This window comes from Burkholderia sp. 9120, assembly GCF_000745015.1.
Taxonomy (GTDB): Bacteria; Pseudomonadota; Gammaproteobacteria; order Burkholderiales; family Burkholderiaceae; genus Paraburkholderia.
In genome coordinates this window covers 2,421,551-2,437,457 of record NZ_JQNA01000002.1, presented here as the reverse complement: position 1 = coordinate 2,437,457, position 15,907 = coordinate 2,421,551, and the positions used below count along the sequence as shown (strand labels likewise).

General features: G+C 64.7%; 13 protein-coding genes. 4 read left to right on the top strand and 9 right to left on the bottom strand.

All coding sequences use genetic code 11. The features are described from left to right. Positions 1-60: 60 nt before the first annotated feature. Positions 61-246, bottom strand: coding sequence for a hypothetical protein (locus FA94_RS19010; protein WP_035554051.1), 186 nt, complete (start codon positions 244-246; stop codon positions 61-63). A 90-nt stretch (positions 247-336) separates the two neighbouring features. Between FA94_RS19010 and FA94_RS19005 the strand changes: the two genes are divergently transcribed. Further along, the gene (locus tag FA94_RS19005) at positions 337-555 is read left to right on the top strand and encodes a hypothetical protein (RefSeq protein ID WP_035554048.1); all 219 of its coding nucleotides are present in this window, start codon (positions 337-339) and stop codon (positions 553-555) included. On the opposite strand, the gene FA94_RS19000 is transcribed toward FA94_RS19005, so the two are convergent. The 4 genes from FA94_RS19000 to FA94_RS18985 form a co-directional block, all read right to left on the bottom strand. Further along, the gene (locus FA94_RS19000) at positions 520-1,758 is read right to left on the bottom strand and encodes an MFS transporter (protein ID WP_231584988.1); all 1,239 of its coding nucleotides are present in this window, start codon (positions 1,756-1,758) and stop codon (positions 520-522) included. The genes FA94_RS19005 and FA94_RS19000 overlap by 36 nt on opposite strands. A 175-nt stretch (positions 1,759-1,933) precedes the next feature. After that, positions 1,934-3,478, bottom strand: a complete 1,545-nt coding sequence (locus FA94_RS18995; RefSeq protein ID WP_156126671.1) for an efflux transporter outer membrane subunit — start codon at positions 3,476-3,478, stop codon at positions 1,934-1,936. After that, positions 3,475-4,809, bottom strand: a complete 1,335-nt coding sequence (locus tag FA94_RS18990) for an efflux RND transporter periplasmic adaptor subunit (RefSeq protein ID WP_051980643.1) — start codon at positions 4,807-4,809, stop codon at positions 3,475-3,477. Before FA94_RS18990 ends, FA94_RS18995 begins: the two co-directional genes overlap by 4 nt. 82 nt (positions 4,810-4,891) lie before the next feature. Beyond that, a complete protein-coding gene (locus FA94_RS18985) occupies positions 4,892-8,074 on the bottom strand; it encodes an efflux RND transporter permease subunit (protein WP_035554045.1) in 3,183 nt (1,060 codons plus the stop codon). Between the two features lie 439 nt (positions 8,075-8,513). Here FA94_RS18985 and FA94_RS18980 point away from each other — a divergent pair, with 439 nt between their 5' ends. Both FA94_RS18980 and FA94_RS18975 read left to right on the top strand, forming a co-directional pair. Continuing rightward, the gene (locus tag FA94_RS18980; RefSeq protein WP_035554043.1) at positions 8,514-8,726 is read left to right on the top strand and encodes a hypothetical protein; all 213 of its coding nucleotides are present in this window, start codon (positions 8,514-8,516) and stop codon (positions 8,724-8,726) included. A 160-nt stretch (positions 8,727-8,886) separates the two neighbouring features. Further along, the gene (locus FA94_RS18975; RefSeq protein ID WP_035554040.1) at positions 8,887-9,915 is read left to right on the top strand and encodes a serine/threonine protein kinase; all 1,029 of its coding nucleotides are present in this window, start codon (positions 8,887-8,889) and stop codon (positions 9,913-9,915) included. 33 nt (positions 9,916-9,948) lie between these two features. On the opposite strand, the gene FA94_RS18970 is transcribed toward FA94_RS18975, so the two are convergent. Then, entirely contained in the window at positions 9,949-11,856 is a 1,908-nt protein-coding gene (locus FA94_RS18970; RefSeq protein WP_035554038.1) for a DUF3857 domain-containing transglutaminase family protein, read from the bottom strand. Positions 11,857-12,195: 339 nt separating this feature from the next. Here FA94_RS18970 and FA94_RS18965 point away from each other — a divergent pair, with 339 nt between their 5' ends. Next, positions 12,196-12,936 (top strand): PepSY-associated TM helix domain-containing protein, encoded by a 741-nt coding sequence (locus tag FA94_RS18965; RefSeq protein ID WP_035554035.1) that lies wholly within the window; start codon positions 12,196-12,198, stop codon positions 12,934-12,936. A 136-nt stretch (positions 12,937-13,072) separates the two neighbouring features. On the opposite strand, the gene FA94_RS18960 is transcribed toward FA94_RS18965, so the two are convergent. Genes FA94_RS18960 through FA94_RS18950 form a run of 3 tightly spaced genes read right to left on the bottom strand, consistent with a single transcriptional unit; the run spans position 13,073 to position 15,905 of the window. Next, entirely contained in the window at positions 13,073-14,095 is a 1,023-nt protein-coding gene (locus FA94_RS18960; protein ID WP_035554033.1) for an XdhC family protein, read from the bottom strand. Continuing rightward, complete coding sequence (locus FA94_RS18955) at positions 14,068-14,682, bottom strand: SRPBCC family protein (protein ID WP_035554030.1); 615 nt, start codon at positions 14,680-14,682, stop codon at positions 14,068-14,070. The genes FA94_RS18960 and FA94_RS18955 overlap by 28 nt, the downstream gene beginning before the upstream one ends. Further along, the gene (locus tag FA94_RS18950; RefSeq protein WP_035554028.1) at positions 14,673-15,905 is read right to left on the bottom strand and encodes a vWA domain-containing protein; all 1,233 of its coding nucleotides are present in this window, start codon (positions 15,903-15,905) and stop codon (positions 14,673-14,675) included. Before FA94_RS18950 ends, FA94_RS18955 begins: the two co-directional genes overlap by 10 nt. Between the last annotated feature and the right edge of the window lie 2 nt (positions 15,906-15,907).

Below are 15,907 nucleotides of genomic sequence, written 5' to 3'. Positions count from 1 at the left end.
TGCCGCCGCAGCAGCAACAGAAAAAGCCGCCCGTGAGGCGGCTTTTTTGCGCCGGTTTCGCTAGACCAGCGCCGGCAGACCTTCGACCAGCACGACCGCGAACATCACGCCGATCAGTGCGCCGAGTACCCGTAGCACGTTGTGCCGAAACTCCGTCTTGCAGGGAAGCGCGCCGACAAACAGGGCGCCGGCCAGCGCCATCGGAATCACCAGGATGAAATCGCCGATCGTGAAGTAGGTCGTCATAGTCGTCTCCGTAACCTGATACTGGCTTAGGCAGCGGCGCCATGTTGGCGTCATGCAACTGCCCGGCTCGATTCGAGTATAGGAGACGGTTTGACCGTCATCGCTGCGCTGTGCGGCGCTGCAGCGGCTATTCGCAAGCCGCTGAACCCGGCGCGCCAAGGCTTGCCGCGATTGGCGCGGCGCAGCAAATGGGACGAAAACAGTGAAGCGTTTGTTTACACTGGCCTTTCTTTTTACGGGTATTCCATGCAGAGCGGATCGAAGCGTCAGCCGTCAGCCGGTGGCGTGTTCGCGTTCACGTCCGCGTAAGCGCAGCGCCGCCAGCATGCCGATCACGAGCAGCAGACCGACGAGTCCCGCGACACCGTTCCATCCATAGTCGGCCCAGATGTGGCCGCCATACGAGCCGACCACGCTCGAGCCGATGTAATACGCGAGCAGATACAGCGCGGCGGCCTGGCCCTTGGCCTCTTTCGCGAGGCGTCCGACCCAGCCGCTTGCCACCGAGTGCCCGGCGAAGAAACCGAACGTCACGCAGGCAATGCCGAGCGCGATTGCCGCGAGCGGGTGCAACAGCGTGAGGGCGAGACCGAGCGCCATCAACAGCAGGCTCGCCGTCAGCACGCGTGCTCGGCCAAAGGTATCGGCCATGCGGCCCGACCATGGCGACGCGACCACGCCCGTCAGATAGACGATGAAGATCGCACCGATCTCCGTCTGGTTCAACCGGTAAGGCGGCGCGAGCAGCCGGTAGCCGATGTAGTTGTACAGCGTCACGAAACTGCCCATCAGCACGAAGCCGAGCAGAAACAGCAACGGCAAACCAGGCCGCGTGAACTGCTTCAGCAATGCATTGCGGTGATGGCCGAAACCGAGTCCACGCCGCGGCACGAAATGGCGCGACGGCGGCAGCAGCGCGCGAAAGGCGAGCATCGACAGAATGCCGAGCACGCCGATCGTGCCGATCGCCACACGCCATGAAAACAGATCCGCGACGACGCCGGTGATCACGCGCCCCGCCATGCCGCCGATCGCCGTGCCGCCGACGTAGAGGCCCATCGCGAGACCGAGCCCGTCGGGATGGACTTCCTCGGCGAGGTAGGCCATTGCGACGGCCGGCACGCCGCCGAGCGCGAGCCCTTCGAGCGCGCGCAATACGAGCAACTGATGCCACTGCGGCGCGATCGACACGCCGATCGTCAGCAGCGCCGACACCGTGAGCGACATCGTCATCAGCTTGTGACGGCTCCAGCCTTCCGAGACGAAACCGGCGACGAAGATAGCCAGCGCAAGCGCCGCCGTGGTCACCGACAGCGACAGGCTGCTTTGCGCGGGCGTCACGTTGAACGCCGCGGAAAAGGACGGCAGCAGAGGCTGCACACAGTACATCAGCGAGAACGTGGCGTAGCCGGCGAACAGCAGCGCGATGCTGGCGCGCCAGTAGGCTCGTGTGCCGCGTTCGAGGTAGGTGAGGTTGGCGATGTCGGGCGCGTCGGACGTGGACGCGCTCAACGAGGCGGGCGAGGCGGACGAGTCAGACGAAGAGGGAACAGCCGAAGTAGCAGTCCGGTGGGATTCCGGCGACGCGGTCACGAAACAATCTCCTTGGCGAGCGCGGGTGAGTCGAAGGTGTTAAGGATACGCTGAAAAATCCGCGTGGATCGGCGAGCCGGGCACTCGCCGTGCGCTAACCGTGCGCCGCCGCTTCGCTCGCCGCCGTTGCCGGATGCACGATCTGCTCGTCGGTGGGCAACGCGGACGCGTCCCAGCCGCCGCCCAACGCCTTGATCAACGCCACGCTCGCAGCCATCCGGCGGCGCGCGATCGACACCGCGTTGCGCTCGTTGGTCAGCGCGGTGGTCTGCGCGACGACGACGTCGAGATACGTGATCGCGCCGTTCTTGTAGCGGTTCGAGACGACCGCCAGCGAACGCTGCGCGGCGGCGACGGCGTCGTCCTGCGCGGCCGCTTCCTGTTCGAGCACGCGCAACGCGGCGAGGTTGTCCTCGACTTCGCCGAACGCGCTCAGCACGGTCTGCCGGTATTGCGCGACGCTCTCGTCGTAGTGCGCGCGCGCCTGTTCCTTCACGGCGGCGCGTCCGCCGAAGTCGAGCAGCGTGCCGGCAAGCGCCGGTCCGAGCGACCACAGCCGGCTCGGGGCCACCAGCCATTGGCTGTAGTTGGTCGCTTCGAGGCCGCCCGTCACCGACAGAATCAGGCTGGGGAAAAACGCCGCGGTCGCCACGCCGATCTGCGCGTTCATGTCGGCAATATGGCGTTCGGCTGCCGCGATGTCGGGGCGTCGTTCCAGCAACGCCGACGGCACGCCCGCAGCGGCCACGACCGGCACCGCGACGAGCGGTGCGACCGGCAGTGAAAACGTCGAAGGCGGCTGGCCAGTCAGGATCGCGATCGCGTGTTCGAGTTGCGCGCGCTGCACGCCGAGATCGAGTGCTTGCGTCTGGGTGGTCTTCAGTTGCGTTTGTGCCTGAGCGACGTCGGCGTCGGTAGCGATGCCGCCGGCGTAGCGGTGCTGCGTCAGATCGAGCGCTTCCGTGTAGGCCTTGATGGTGTCGTCGAGAAGCTGGCGTTCCTGATCGAGGCCGCGCAATTCGAAGTAGTCGGTCGCGAGTTCGGCTTGCATGGACAGCAGCGCGGCGTCGACGTCGGCGGCACTTGCCTGCGCTTCGGCCTTCGCGCCTTCGACGCTGCGCGACACGCGGCCCCACAAGTCCGGCTCCCACGATGCGTCGGCTTGCACGAGGTAGTCGTTCAGCGTGAGGCCGGCGGTCGACTTGTGCAGCACGTTGCTCGAACCCCGTGCGCGCGAATAGTCGCCGTTCGCGCTGATCACGGGGAAGTAGGTCGAGCGATATTGCGCGACGGTTGCGCGCGCGGCGCGAAAGCGCGCTTCGGCGGCCTGGACGGTCTGGTTCGCGGTGGCAACCTGCTGTTCGAGCGCGTCGAGCGAGGGATCGGCGTAGACGTTCCACCAGGCGCCGCGCGTGAGCGTGTCGGCGGGTTGCGCGGGCATCCAGCCGGTGGCTTCGAGTTCCTTGTAGGTGGCGGCGGTCGCGGTGGGTGGTTTGACGTAGTCGGGGCCCACGGTGCAGGCGGCGAGCAGGCAGGCTGAAGCGAGCGCCAAGGCCGACACCCACGCCGACGTGCGCAAGGCGACGCGCTTGCGTTGAGGCGCGCGATCGCTGCGCGAGGATGGCGTTGGTGCATTCATGACGATGCGCTCGCGGATGGACTCGCGACAGGGTGCGCCGCCGGTGTGTTTCCAGCCGCACCGGAAGCACCGGACGTGTCGGCCGCACCGGCCGCACCTTCACCGTTCGCTGCTGGACCCGAAGCACCCGAAGCACCCGAAGCACCCGCCGCGCCCTGCCGCGGCACGATCCGCACCGGCGCTCCGTCGACGATCGAATCCTGCGGATTCAGAATCACCTGCTCGTTGCCCGTTAAACCCGACGCGACCGCCACTCGCGTACCGAAGTCCGTCCCCAGCGACACCGTGATCAGCTTCACCTTGTGCTGCGCGTCCACGGTCGCGACCTTCACGCCATCCGGCCGGAACAGAAACGCATTGCCCGGCAGCGTGAACGGCGCCGCGCCCGTGCCCAACGCGAAATGCACCTGCGCGTACGCGCCGGGCAGCAAATCACCATTGCGATTGTCGACGTCCACTTCGACCAGCATGGTGCGCTGTTGCGGATCGACGGCGCCCGCGGTGCGCGCCACCGTCCCCGGATAGTGTTTCGACGGCGTCTCGGTCAGTGTCAGAAACGCCGATTGTTGCGCGCGCACCTGTTGTGCGTAAGCCTGCGGCACGTTCACATACACCCGCAAGCGGTCGGCCTGCGCGACGTGGAACAGTTCCTTCGCCGGGCCGCCCGAACTGCCCGCGTCGATCAGCGCGCCGACATCCACGTTGCGCGCCGTGACGATACCGTCGAACGGCGCGTAGACCTTCTGGAACGACTGCGTCTTCTCCAGACGCGCAACATTGAAGCGCGCCGCGTCGAGCGTGCCTTTCTTCGCGAGCATGTCGCCGACTTTCTCATCGGTTTCCTGCTTCGATACCGACTTGCTTTTCAACATGTCGGTCCAGCGGTCGGCGGTGCTTTTCGCGAGCGCGTAATTGGCGTCGGCATTCGCGAGATCGGCGCGCGCGGCGCGCAGTTGATCGTCCACTTCCGGCGTGTCGATTTCGGCGAGCAGCTGGCCGTTTTTGACGTGCGCGCCGATGTCCGCGTACCACTTCTTCAGATAGCCGTTGGTGCGCGCGTAGATCGGCGTGTCGAGAAAGGCCTGCACGTTGCCCGGCAGCACGAGATCGAGCCCGGCCGTCGACTTCTGCGGCCGCACGACTTCCACGCTGGTCTGGCTCGCGTGTTCGGCATCGCGTTCGAGCGCGGCGTGCGCGTCGTGGCGCGACCAGATGCCTTGCGCGGCGAGGGCGATCACCACCACGGCCACGGCGACGGCGATCAATCGTCTGCGTTTGCTTTTCGCCGGTTCGTGCGAGGTGCCGGAACCGTCCGGACGATGTGCTTCCATCAAACTTCCCCTGTGAAGATGCGTGGGCAGTCAGCGCTGCCTCTCGTCATGTTTGCCGTTGCGATTGCCGCCGCGATGCACGTCATGGCTTCTGCACCACATGTTCCGCCGCGCGCAAACGCCGCGCCGCGAGTCGACGGTAGATCATCGAGAACACCACTGGCACGAAGATCAGTGTGGCCAGCGTGCCGATCGTCAAACCGCCGATCACCGCGCGCCCCAGCGGCGCATTCTGCTCGCCGCCTTCGCCGAGACCGATCGCCATCGGCACCATGCCGATCACCATCGCGAGCGCCGTCATCAGCACCGGACGGAAACGCGTGAAGCCCGCTTCGATCGCCGCGCGTGTCGCGTCGCCGTGTTCGAGCAGGCGTTCACGCGCGAAGCTGATCACCAGAATCGAGTTCGCGGTCGCGATGCCGATACACATGATCGCGCCGGTGAGCGCCGGAATGGACAGCGTGGTGTGCGTGAGAAACAGCATCCAGACAATGCCCGCGAGCGCGCCGGGCAGCGCCGTGATGATGATGAACGGATCGAGCCACGACTGGAAATTCACCACGATCAGCAGATAAACCAGCAGGATCGCGAACACGAGACCGGCAAACAAACCCGAGAACGAATCGTTCATGGTCTGCACCTGGCCGCGCACTTCGATGCTCGACGTTTTGGGCAACTCGGCCTTTGCGTCGTCGATGATCTTGCGGATATCGTCGGACACGCCGCCGAGATCGCGGCCGTCCGCGGTGCCGTAAATGTCGATGGTGGTCTGCGCGTTGTAGTGGTTCAGTGTCGCGTTGCCGGCTTCGCGCGTCATCGTGGCGAACGAGCCGAGAATATTGCTGCGGCCGTTCGCGTTCAGCGGAATATTGGCGAGCGATTGCAGTGAATCGATCGTGTATTGCGGCGCTTCCGTGATCACGTTGTAGCTGACGCCGTTGCGCGGATTGAGCCAGAACGTCGGCGTGGTCTGCTGGCTGCCGGACAGGGTGATCAGCAGATTGCTCGCGATATCGCGTTGCGTGAAACCGGCTTGCTGCGCGCGCGTGCGATCCACGTCGATGAAAATACGCGGCAAATCGGCGGGCTGCTGGATGCGCGCATCGGCGAGACCGGGCACTTTGCGCAGACGGTTCAGCAGATTGGCCGCGAACACGCGATTGCCCGCTACGTCGCGGCCCACGATCTGGATATCGATCGGCGACGGCATCCCGAAGTTGAGCGTCTGACTGACAATATCCGCCGGCAGAAACGCGAACTGCACGCCGGGGAATTCGTCGGTGAGCGTGCGGCGCAGCGTGCGCACGTAGTCGGCGCTCGGGTGATGATCGGGATTGAGCGTGATCAGCACGTCGGCGTCCGAGGTGCCGATCGTGCCGGTGTTGCTGTACGACAGGTTGATGCCCGACACCGGCAAGCCGATGTTGTCGATGATCGAATGCAGCTCTTCTTTCGGAATCAACTGGCGAATGCGCGTATCGACGCGATCGGTAACCACGGCGGTTTCTTCCACTCGCATACCCGTTTTCGCGCGCAGATGCAGCGCGATGGTGCCGGCGTCGACCGCGGGGAAGAAGTCGCGGCCGAGGAACGGCATCAGGAACATCGACACGCCGCAGCACACCAGGAACAGCATCACGAACAGACCCGGTCGTGCGACGCGCGCTTCGAGAAACACGCGATAGCGCTCGCGCAACCGCTCGAAGCCGCCTTCGAATGCATAGTGCACGCGCATGAACGGGTTGCGCGTTTGCGCCGGCGCGTGATGCGCGTCCACTGCCTTATGGTGATGACGCAGCAGATATTTCGCGAGCGTCGGTACTAACGTTCGCGAGAAGAAATACGAGGCCAGCATTGCGAACACCACCGCTTCGGCTAGCGGAATGAACAGGTAGTGCGCGACGCCCGTCAGCAGAAACATCGGCACGAAGACAATGCAGATCGACAAAGTCGACACCAGCGTCGGAATCGCGATCTGATGCGCGCCGTCGAGAATCGCCTGCTCAAGCGTCTTGCCTTGCTCCAGTTGATGACTGATGTTTTCGATCGCGACCGTCGCATCGTCCACCAGAATCCCGACCGCGAGCGCGAGCCCGCCGAGCGTCATGATGTTGATGGTTTCGCCGAGCATGGAGAGCGCGATGATCGACGTGATCATCGACAGCGGAATCGACACGGCGATGATCAGCGTCGCGCGCCAGTTACCGAGGAACAGCAGAATCATCAGACCGGTGAGGCAGGCGGCGATCAACGCCTCGCGCAGCACGCCCTGCACCGACGCGCGCACGAATAGCGATTGATCGGCCACCGGATCGATGTTCAGCGACGCGGGCACGAGATTGCGCAGCGTCGGCATCATCGTCTTGATGCGGTCGACGATTTCGAGCGTGGACGTGTTGCCGCTTTTGTTGATGGTCAGCAAGGCGGCGCGCTGGCCGTTCACCCGCACGATATTGGTCTGCGGCTGGAAACCGTCGCGTACGTGCGCGACGTCGCGGATATAAACGGTGCCGTTGGCGGTGGACTTGATCGGAATATTGTTGAGCCCGGCGAGCGAATCGGGGCTGCCGTTCATTTCCACCGAGTACTCGGTCGAGCCGATTTTCGCGGTGCCCGAGGGCAGGATCAGGTTCTGCGCGGTGACCGCGTTGACCACGTCCATGGGCGACAGATTGCGCTCCTGCAGCTTGCGCGAGTCGATATCGACCATGATCTGCCGCTGCTTGCCGCCGTACGGCAACGGCGCCGACGCGCCCGGCACCGTGGCGAGCTGCGTCTTCAGAAAGTTATTGCCGAAGTCGTACAGCTCCTGCTCGGTGAGCGAGGCCGACGACAGCGCGAGCCGCAGAATCGGCACCGTCGACGCGTTGTAGCGCAAGATGTTCGGCGGTGTGATGCCGGGCGGCAGCGAGCGCAATTGCGTCTGTGACAGCGCGGTGACTTCGGCGAGCGCTTCATCGATATTCGCGTGCGGCTGGAAAAAGATCTTGATGACCGCGATACCGTTCAGCGAGGTCGATTCCGTGTGCTCGATATCGTTGACCGCGACCGACAAACCGCGCTCGTAGTTGAGCACGATGCGCTTTTCCATCTCGTCCGCGGGCAGGCCGTTATACGACCAGATCACCGAGAGCACTGGAATGTCGATGTTGGGGAAGATATCGGTCGGCGTGCGCAGGATCGTTAGCGGTCCAACGATCAGCAGGAGCAGGGCCAGCACGACAAAGGTATAGGGGCGCCGCAGCGCGAGGCGAACGATCCACATGGCTAGTCGCGACGGTCTAAGCCGACGAGGACGGCGCCCGCGACGCCGCAGCCACGGCGAGCCTGAACCCGACCCCGACCCCAGTGACGGCCGCGATGCGAGCCGGCAGTCGCGCCGGGCCGATTCAACGGATCATTGTGTCGATGCACGTTTTTGATATATCCCCCCAGCTGGGTTTATGATGGGCTCGTTACGACGCGTTACGCCAAGAATCATCGGTCCGGCGCGGCGTAATGGGAATAGGGCGAAACGACGGGTCAAGTGCCCCGAGTTCGCGCTTTTCACGGCCCCGCAAAACGGGAACAATGACTCGAACCTCTCACGCGTCAAACGCGCAGAAGATTGGGTGCGTACGCAACGTTATCGGCGTGGCGGCGTTTTTATTTACCTTGACCGGCGTGAAATCATAAAGCCGGCTATGGGAGAACGGGGAAACATCATGCAAATCGGTTCTATTGTCCGATCGGTGCATATCGCCGTGCCGCAGGGCGCGCGCGGAATCGTCATGCGCATTCTCGGCGACATGGCCATGGTGGCGTGGTATGCCGGCGAGCCCGGCACGTCCGAGCACCTGAATACTGAACCCTTTTTCCTGGAAGATCTGATCGATACGGGCGAGCAGGTCCGTCCGTCGAGTGCGCAGGTTCATTGACGCTGGTTCGAGTTCGACCCGTTGGCTCGTTGGCCCGTCTGCGCGTTTGCTGTCTGTAAGCCGCGCGCCCATCGCGCGGCGACCCTGCGCTCAGGCGCCGTCCACCGCATCGTGAGCCGTTGCCCTCGTCTTTGACGGCGGCGCGGCGCACAATGCGGGCATGAACGACGACACTTCCGATTCCCAGGCCGGCGCGAATAGCGCTGCGCCCTTCGCCCGGCTCCAGCCGGAAATCGTGCTCGACGCGCTCGACAGCGTGCTCGCTACCGTCGGTGTACGAACCGACGGCCGCATGCTGCCGCTCAACAGCTACGAGAACCGCGTGTACCAGGTGGGCGTGGAAGACGGCCCGCCGGTAGTCGCGAAGTTCTATCGTCCCGAGCGCTGGAGCGACGCCGCCATTCTCGAAGAACACGCATTCGTCGCCGATCTTGCCGCACGCGAGATTCCGGCGGTGCCCGCGCGCGCGTTCGAAGGCCGCACGCTGCACAGCTTCGAGGGCTTCCGCTTTTCGATCTTCGAGCGTCGCGGCGGTCGTGCGCCCGATCTCGACCGGCGCGATACGCTCGAATGGCTGGGGCGTTTCATCGGCCGTATTCACGCGGTGGGGCAGACGCAAAACTACACCGAGCGTCCCACGCTCGATATCCAGACCTTCGGCTACGAGCCGCGCGATTTCCTGCTGGCACAACGCTTCGTGCCGGACGACGTGCGCACCGCGTGGGAAACCGTAGTGAATCTCGCGCTTGAAGGCGTCGAGCGTGCATTCGAGCGCGCCGGTGAGATTCGCCTGCTGCGCATGCACGGCGATTGTCATCCGAGCAATGTGCTGTGGACCGACGCGGGCCCGCATTTCGTCGACTTCGACGATAGCCGCATGGGGCCGGCGATTCAGGATTTGTGGCTGCTGCTGCCGGGCGAACGCGGCGAGGCGTCGCGCGCGCTGACGGATCTGCTCGCCGGTTACGAAGACTTCTGCGACTTCGAGCCACGTGAACTCTATCTGGTCGAAGCGTTGCGCACGCTGCGCCTGATTCACTATCAGGCGTGGCTCGCGCGCCGTTGGGACGACCCGGCGTTTCCGGCGGCGTTTCCGTGGTTCAACACACAGCGCTATTGGGAAGACCGCATTCTCGAATTGCGCGAGCAGATCGGCGCGATGCAGGAAGGACCGCTCTGGCCGGTTTGAGCGCGCGCATTGATGTGTGAGACCGCCGGCGCTTCACGGCGCCTGCGACGCCACGCTCGACGATTCCACCAGCGTCGATTTAACAATCACCTCGGCGCGCACGTCGCGGCCGATCGCTTCCATCGCGGGACGCATCTGCGCGAAGTCGTCGGGCGTGCAGACGTCGCTGTCGAAATGCGTGGCGCCTTCGCGCGTCATCGTGACGACGTTGCTGAGCGGATCGAACGTGTACTGCGACTGAAAATCGACGAAGCGGTCTTGCGTGCGTTTCGCCTCCGGCATGTCGAGCACGCGGAAATTCGCGGGCAGTTCGATACGCGCGTGTTCGTGCAAGGTGAGGTTGTGGCAAACGAACGGTTGCGTGCGCTGACGTTCGCCCAGCCAATAGCGCGTGTCCGCTTCGAAGCCGCCGGCCAGACTCGTCAGCGCCGGAATCGATGCCGCCGCGCCCGGCACGACGAGACTTTCCAGCGTGCCTTTCATCGTGATCGTCAACGGACCGTCGACAGCGCTCAGGTCGCTGGTGCTGAGCGTCGCCGTGCCGCGCAGATTCGCGCTGCGCAACTCGGCCTGAATCGATTCCTCGCGTTGCGCGGGCGTCTGCATGCGCAACATCGCGCGGGCCTGTTCGGCGGACGCGCCGGCCGCTTCCAGCCGGTAGGTGAAGCTCGCCGAACCATCCGGTTCGACCTTCATCGACAGGTCGCTGCTACGCGTCATGAGCGCGGTGGCGGGGGTGCTCGCCAGTACGCCCTGGCCGACCAGCACGGTCGGCCGGTTCATATCCGACGAAGGCAGAAAACCGAATTCGACATTCGACGCGGTCGAATCGGCGTACTGCTGCAAATCCGGCAGCCACGTAATGATGTGATTGATGACGCCGTAGCCCGGCACGCTCGGCAGCGTATAGATCGAGCCGCTGCTGATCAGCGCCGGCTCGTTACGCACGCCGGCCGCGTCGAGCAACGCGCCGTATAACGCGACGTGGTCCTTGCAGTCGCCGTAGCGGTTCGCGAGGATCTCGCTCGCGCTATGCGGCACCACCGCGCCGCGCCCTACATTGATCGCCACATAGCGGACGTTGCGGCGAACCCAGTCGTACAGCGTTTTGGCTTTGTCGCGCGGTGTGTGGTCGTGAGCGGTGAGCTGTTGCGCGAGACGCGTGACGGCGGCGTCGTGCGCGCTCGGGTCCGCCGCGGATTCGCGGTAGGTCGCGGCGAACGCGGCGTAGTCGGGGAAAGTCGAGACCATCAGCCGATCGCCATACGACACGTACGCAATCGAGCCGCGCTCCAGCCGGCTGAAGTGCGACTTGTCGTAGCGATACTCGTAGCGCGTGCGGCCGTCGCGCGTGACCGGTTGCAAGGCGGTGAAGCCGCGCGCGTCGGCATAGAGCGGTTTGTCGGCGGGCAGGTCGTAGATCAGATGGAAGTTGTGCGTCGGCGCGAGGTCGGGCGGCGTGAAGTCGCTGAACTGGCCCGGCACGATGGGCTGCTTCTGCGTCTTGCGGTAGGTGAGATGCACGCGGGCGCCCGGCTCGACCGCGGGGAACACGATTACCTTTTCCTGAATGTCCTGGAACATCGGCGCGTCGAACGAACGGGCTTCCTGCACGTCGCGGATCTGCTCGGGCTGCACGTCGTGACGCACACCGTCGGCGGTCGTCGTGTAGGCCTCGAGGATCTGCACGTCCGCCATGTTGCGATTGAACCAGACGTATTGCTGCGCCACACGCGCAACGCCGGCTTCGTTGTTCACGCGCAGCGTCATCGTGTCGAGCTTGGAGAAGGAGCCGTCGGCGTTCACGGTGAAGGTCTGCGTCTCGCCTTCGTTCGTGTAGGGATCGTCCAGTTTGGTTGGCACGCTCGCGCTCGCCGAAGGAACGCCGGCCAACCAGCCGGACAACGCCAGGGCGAAACAAACCACGGAAGAAGGGCGCATGGCGGATAAGGTTCCGGCGGCAATGTTGACGGGATCGCCAGCTAGAGTCGGTTTGCGCCGCGTAGATGTCAAGCGGTAGCCGCTCGCTGCGATTGAGGAAATGCCCTATTTGTGTAATGATAGCCATTCTCAATTGAAAGGCATCGCCAGCGTACCGTCACATTTCTCCTCCTCTGTGACTGTCAGCCAGCCAGCTTTTCAGCCGGACGCCCTGGACCGCAAGCCGGGTCGTCCGGCACCTCCTCTCGATACTCGTACGTAATCCCCTTTACTGCTGCCCAGAGCGCGCGATGTTGCCGTGCCCGGTGGCGATCAATTTGCCGTAGCTGGAGCCTGGATGTGAATGCGCCTGATTCGATCGATATGAAATCTGCTGCTGCCGGCGGCTCGCAATACACCGCGCACACGCCGCAGCGAGGTCATCATCTGATGGATGACGCCGAGCAGGCCGCACGGCGCCAGCGTTCACGGCGCGCGAACTTCATCAAGTGGCTGCGCAAGGTGCACGGCTGGGTCGGGTTGTGGGGCGCCGTGCTGGGCCTGATGTTCGGTGCGACCGGCTTCCTGCTGAATCACCGGGGCGGGCCGCTGAAGGTGTCGTCGGGCGAGCCGCAGGTCGAGGAAATGCAGATTCCGGTGCCGCAGAAACCGCTGCGTTCGCCGATAGACATGGCGAAGTGGCTACAAGGCGAATTGAAGATCGACGGCAAGCCGGGCAAGGCGAAGCGCGAGCCGGCGCATCCGGTGGCGTGGGGCGACCGCAGCACGATGCAGCCGGAGTTCTGGCAGGTCGGCATCTTCGGCACCGCGCAGAACGTGCAGGCCGAGTACTGGGTCGGCAACGGCTTTGTCGCGGTGAAGCGCACCCACAACTCGTTTCTCACGACGATGAACAATCTGCATCGCGGCGTGGGTTTGAGCGTCGGCTGGGTGTTGCTGATCGATACGATTGCCGGCGGGATGATTCTGCTGTCGCTGACCGGCGTGCTGCTGTGGACCGAGTTGAACAAACGCCGCCTGGTGGGCGTGATTCTGGTGAGTGGCTCAGTGATTGCCGCCGTGGTGTGCGGATTGATGTAATCCGCGTTTCAGCTTGCTTCGCGCGGCGGCGGCGGTTGTGGCAACGGTTATGGCAAGACTTGCCCCGCACGCCGCACGCCGCACGCCACACGCCGCACGAGGCAATCGAGCGCTTAAGCTAACGCGCCATCAAACGCTACACGCTGCATGTCGCGTCACCGGACGCCGCAATTTCCCGCGCGGCCTTCGCGCCTTCAACCTTCAGCAGCGTCGGTAACGAAACGCCGTTCTTGGCCGCCGTCACTTCGGCGAGAATCGAAACCGCGATCTCCGGCGGCGTGCGGCTGCCGATATAAATGCCCACCGGCCCATGCAAGCGGGCCAGTTCGGTATCGTTCAGATCGAACTCCTTCAGCCGTTCGCGCCGCGCCTGGTTATTGCGCCGCGAGCCCAATGCGCCGACGTAAAACGCCGGCGTCTTCAACGCTTCCATCAGCGCGAGGTCGTCGAGCTTCGGATCGTGCGTGAGCGCGATCACCGCGCAACGCTCGTCGAGCTTCATGTCGGTCACGGTATCGTCCGGCATGGTGCGCACGATCTTCGTGCCGGGGATGTCCCATTCCTCGGTGTACTCTTCGCGCGGATCGCACACCGTCACCTGATAGTCGAGCCCGACCGCGATCTGACACAGATAGCGCGACAACTGCCCCGCGCCGATTACCAGCATCCGGTAACGCGGGCCGTGAATCGTCAACAGACGCTCACCGTCAAACAGCACGCCGTCCGTGGCTTGCGCATCGCCGAGTCGCACCGCGCCGGTCGCCATGTCGAGTTCGCGCGCGACAAGGCGGCCGTCTTCCACCGCATTGCACAGTTCCGCGATGCCGCTTTGCGGCGCCAGCGGTTCAAGCACGAGCTGGATCGTGCCGCCGCAGGGCAGGCCGAAACGATGCGCTTCTTCCGCCGTGATGCCGTATTTCACCGCTTCCGGTTGCGTCTGCTCGATACCCTTTTGCCGTACCCGATCGATCAGATCGTCTTCGATGCAGCCGCCCGAGACCGAGCCGACCACGAGTCCATCGTCGCGTACCGCGAGCATCGCGCCCTCGGGACGCGGCGACGAGCCCCACGTCTTCACCACCGTTACCAGTAGCGCGCGATGTCCCTCTTCCAGCCAACGTGCGCTGGACTTCAGGACTTCGAGATCCACGCTGTCCATGATTTCTTCCTTTTCGTTGCGTCGCCGCCGGACTCGGCGTCCGCGGCCTCATTCTGTGCTGTATTGTCCTGCGCCGTTGGATCGGCTGCTGGCTCGGTGCCTTCCGGGGCGGCTGCGTCCAAGCTTTCAGCGCTGTCGCCACCCTCGCCACTCACCAGCTCGTCGAAGCGCTTGAAGAATTCGCCCGCGATTTTACGCGCCGCGCCATCCACCAGTCTGGAACCGATCTGCGCGAGCTTGCCGCCCACCTGCGCGCTCGCCGTGTAGGCGAGTTTCGTGGCGGCGTCGCCGTCGGCTTCGAGCGTGACGCGCGCATTGCCCTTGGCGAAACCCGCGGCGCCGCCCTGGCCTTCGAACACGATGCTGTAGCCGTTCGGCGCGTCGATGTCGGTCAGTTGCATGCGTCCTTTGAAACGCGCCTTGACGGGGCCGACCGCAGCGCTCAGCGCGACCAGATACGCGTTCTCACCGTCGGGATCGATGCTTTCGCAGCCCGGAATGCAGGCGCGCAAAATTTCCGTGTCGTTCAACGCGTCCCACGTTCGTTGCTGCGAAACCGGCAGTGTGTGGGTGTCGGTCAGTTCCATGACGGCGCTCCTGCGGTGGTCCTGGCGGCGACGGCGGGACGCGGCGCGCGCGTGAGTTGCGCGAGGTCGTGGCCGAACGCGGTCAGGCTGTCGAGATTATGAACCGGACGATGCGCGTCGACATACGGCAGGATCGCCTGCACGCCGCGCGCTTTCGGGGAAAAGCCGCTGAAACGCAGCAGCGGATTGAGCCAGACGATCCGATGCGCGAAGCGGTGCAGGCGCGCCATTTCGGTATCGAGCACGTCGATCGCTTCGTGATCGAGGCCGTCCGTCACGAGCAGCACCGTGGCCCGGCCGGTCAGCACGCGCCGCGCCCAGCGACGGTTGAATTCCGCGAGCGCCGCGCCGATCCGCGTGCCGCCCGACCAGTCGACCACCTGATCGGTGAGCGCGGCGATCGCGACGTCGGGGTCGCGCTCGCGCAGCGCGCGCGTCGCGTTGGTGAGTCGCGTGCCGAACAGAAACACCTGCAGCCGTTCGCGCGACTGCAATAACGCGTGACAGAAATACAGCACCGCGCGCGAATAACTGCTCATCGAACCGGAGATGTCGAGCAGCAACACGAGCGGCGGTTTGCGCTCGACCACCGCGCGATACTTCCACACGGTCCAGTCGCCGCCCGAGCGCACGGCGTGTCGCGCGCTCGCGCGCAAGTCCGCATGTGTGCCGTGCGAGGCGGCCTTCAGGCGGCGCGTCGGTTCGGTGGCGAGCGGCAGGCGCTGGCCGCGGATCAGGTGACGCAAAGTGCGCCATTCATCGGCGGTGAGGGTATCGAAATCGCGGTGGCGCAGCCGTTCTTCCGCGCTGAAGGTGGCGTGCGCGCGCAGTTCGTGCTGCTCGGTTTCCTGCGGGGTCTTGCGATGCGGCGAGGGCGGCGCGCGCACGGCGAGCGCGTCGGCGAGACGATTATTGCGTTTGGGCGGCGGCAGGCCGTCGCGCACTTTCGGCAGCAGCAGCGCGCGCAGCTTGCCTTCCCAGTCGGGATCGCGCCAGAACAGGTCGAAGGCGGCGTTGAACAGGTCGCGCTCGTCGGGCGCGGAGACCAGCGACGCGGCCAGCGCGGCGCGCACGTCGTCGCGGCGGTCGAGATCGATCCAGTGCAGCGCGGCGAGCGCGTCGACGGCATGCGCCGGCGACATCGGCAAACCCGCACCGCGCAACACGCGCACGAAATGGACGACGTTGCGGGCGAGGGTGGGCGTATCGTCGGGCGTCGTCATGC

Excerpts from the sequence above, each read along its gene's own strand:
- FA94_RS18955 (WP_035554030.1), bottom strand. The coding sequence starts at position 14,682 with ATGGAACTGACCGACACCCACACACTGCCGGTTTCGCAGCAACGAACG.
- FA94_RS18990 (WP_051980643.1), bottom strand. The coding sequence starts at position 4,809 with ATGGAAGCACATCGTCCGGACGGTTCCGGCACCTCGCACGAACCGGCG.
- FA94_RS18995 (WP_156126671.1), bottom strand. The coding sequence starts at position 3,478 with ATGAATGCACCAACGCCATCCTCGCGCAGCGATCGCGCGCCTCAACGC.
- FA94_RS18975 (WP_035554040.1), top strand. The coding sequence starts at position 8,887 with ATGAACGACGACACTTCCGATTCCCAGGCCGGCGCGAATAGCGCTGCG.
- FA94_RS18960 (WP_035554033.1), bottom strand. The coding sequence starts at position 14,095 with ATGGACAGCGTGGATCTCGAAGTCCTGAAGTCCAGCGCACGTTGGCTG.
- FA94_RS18985 (WP_035554045.1), bottom strand. The coding sequence starts at position 8,074 with ATGTGGATCGTTCGCCTCGCGCTGCGGCGCCCCTATACCTTTGTCGTG.
- FA94_RS18970 (WP_035554038.1), bottom strand. The coding sequence starts at position 11,856 with ATGCGCCCTTCTTCCGTGGTTTGTTTCGCCCTGGCGTTGTCCGGCTGG.
- FA94_RS19010 (WP_035554051.1), bottom strand. The coding sequence starts at position 246 with ATGACGACCTACTTCACGATCGGCGATTTCATCCTGGTGATTCCGATG.
- FA94_RS18980 (WP_035554043.1), top strand. The coding sequence starts at position 8,514 with ATGCAAATCGGTTCTATTGTCCGATCGGTGCATATCGCCGTGCCGCAG.
- FA94_RS18950 (WP_035554028.1), bottom strand. The coding sequence starts at position 15,905 with ATGACGACGCCCGACGATACGCCCACCCTCGCCCGCAACGTCGTCCAT.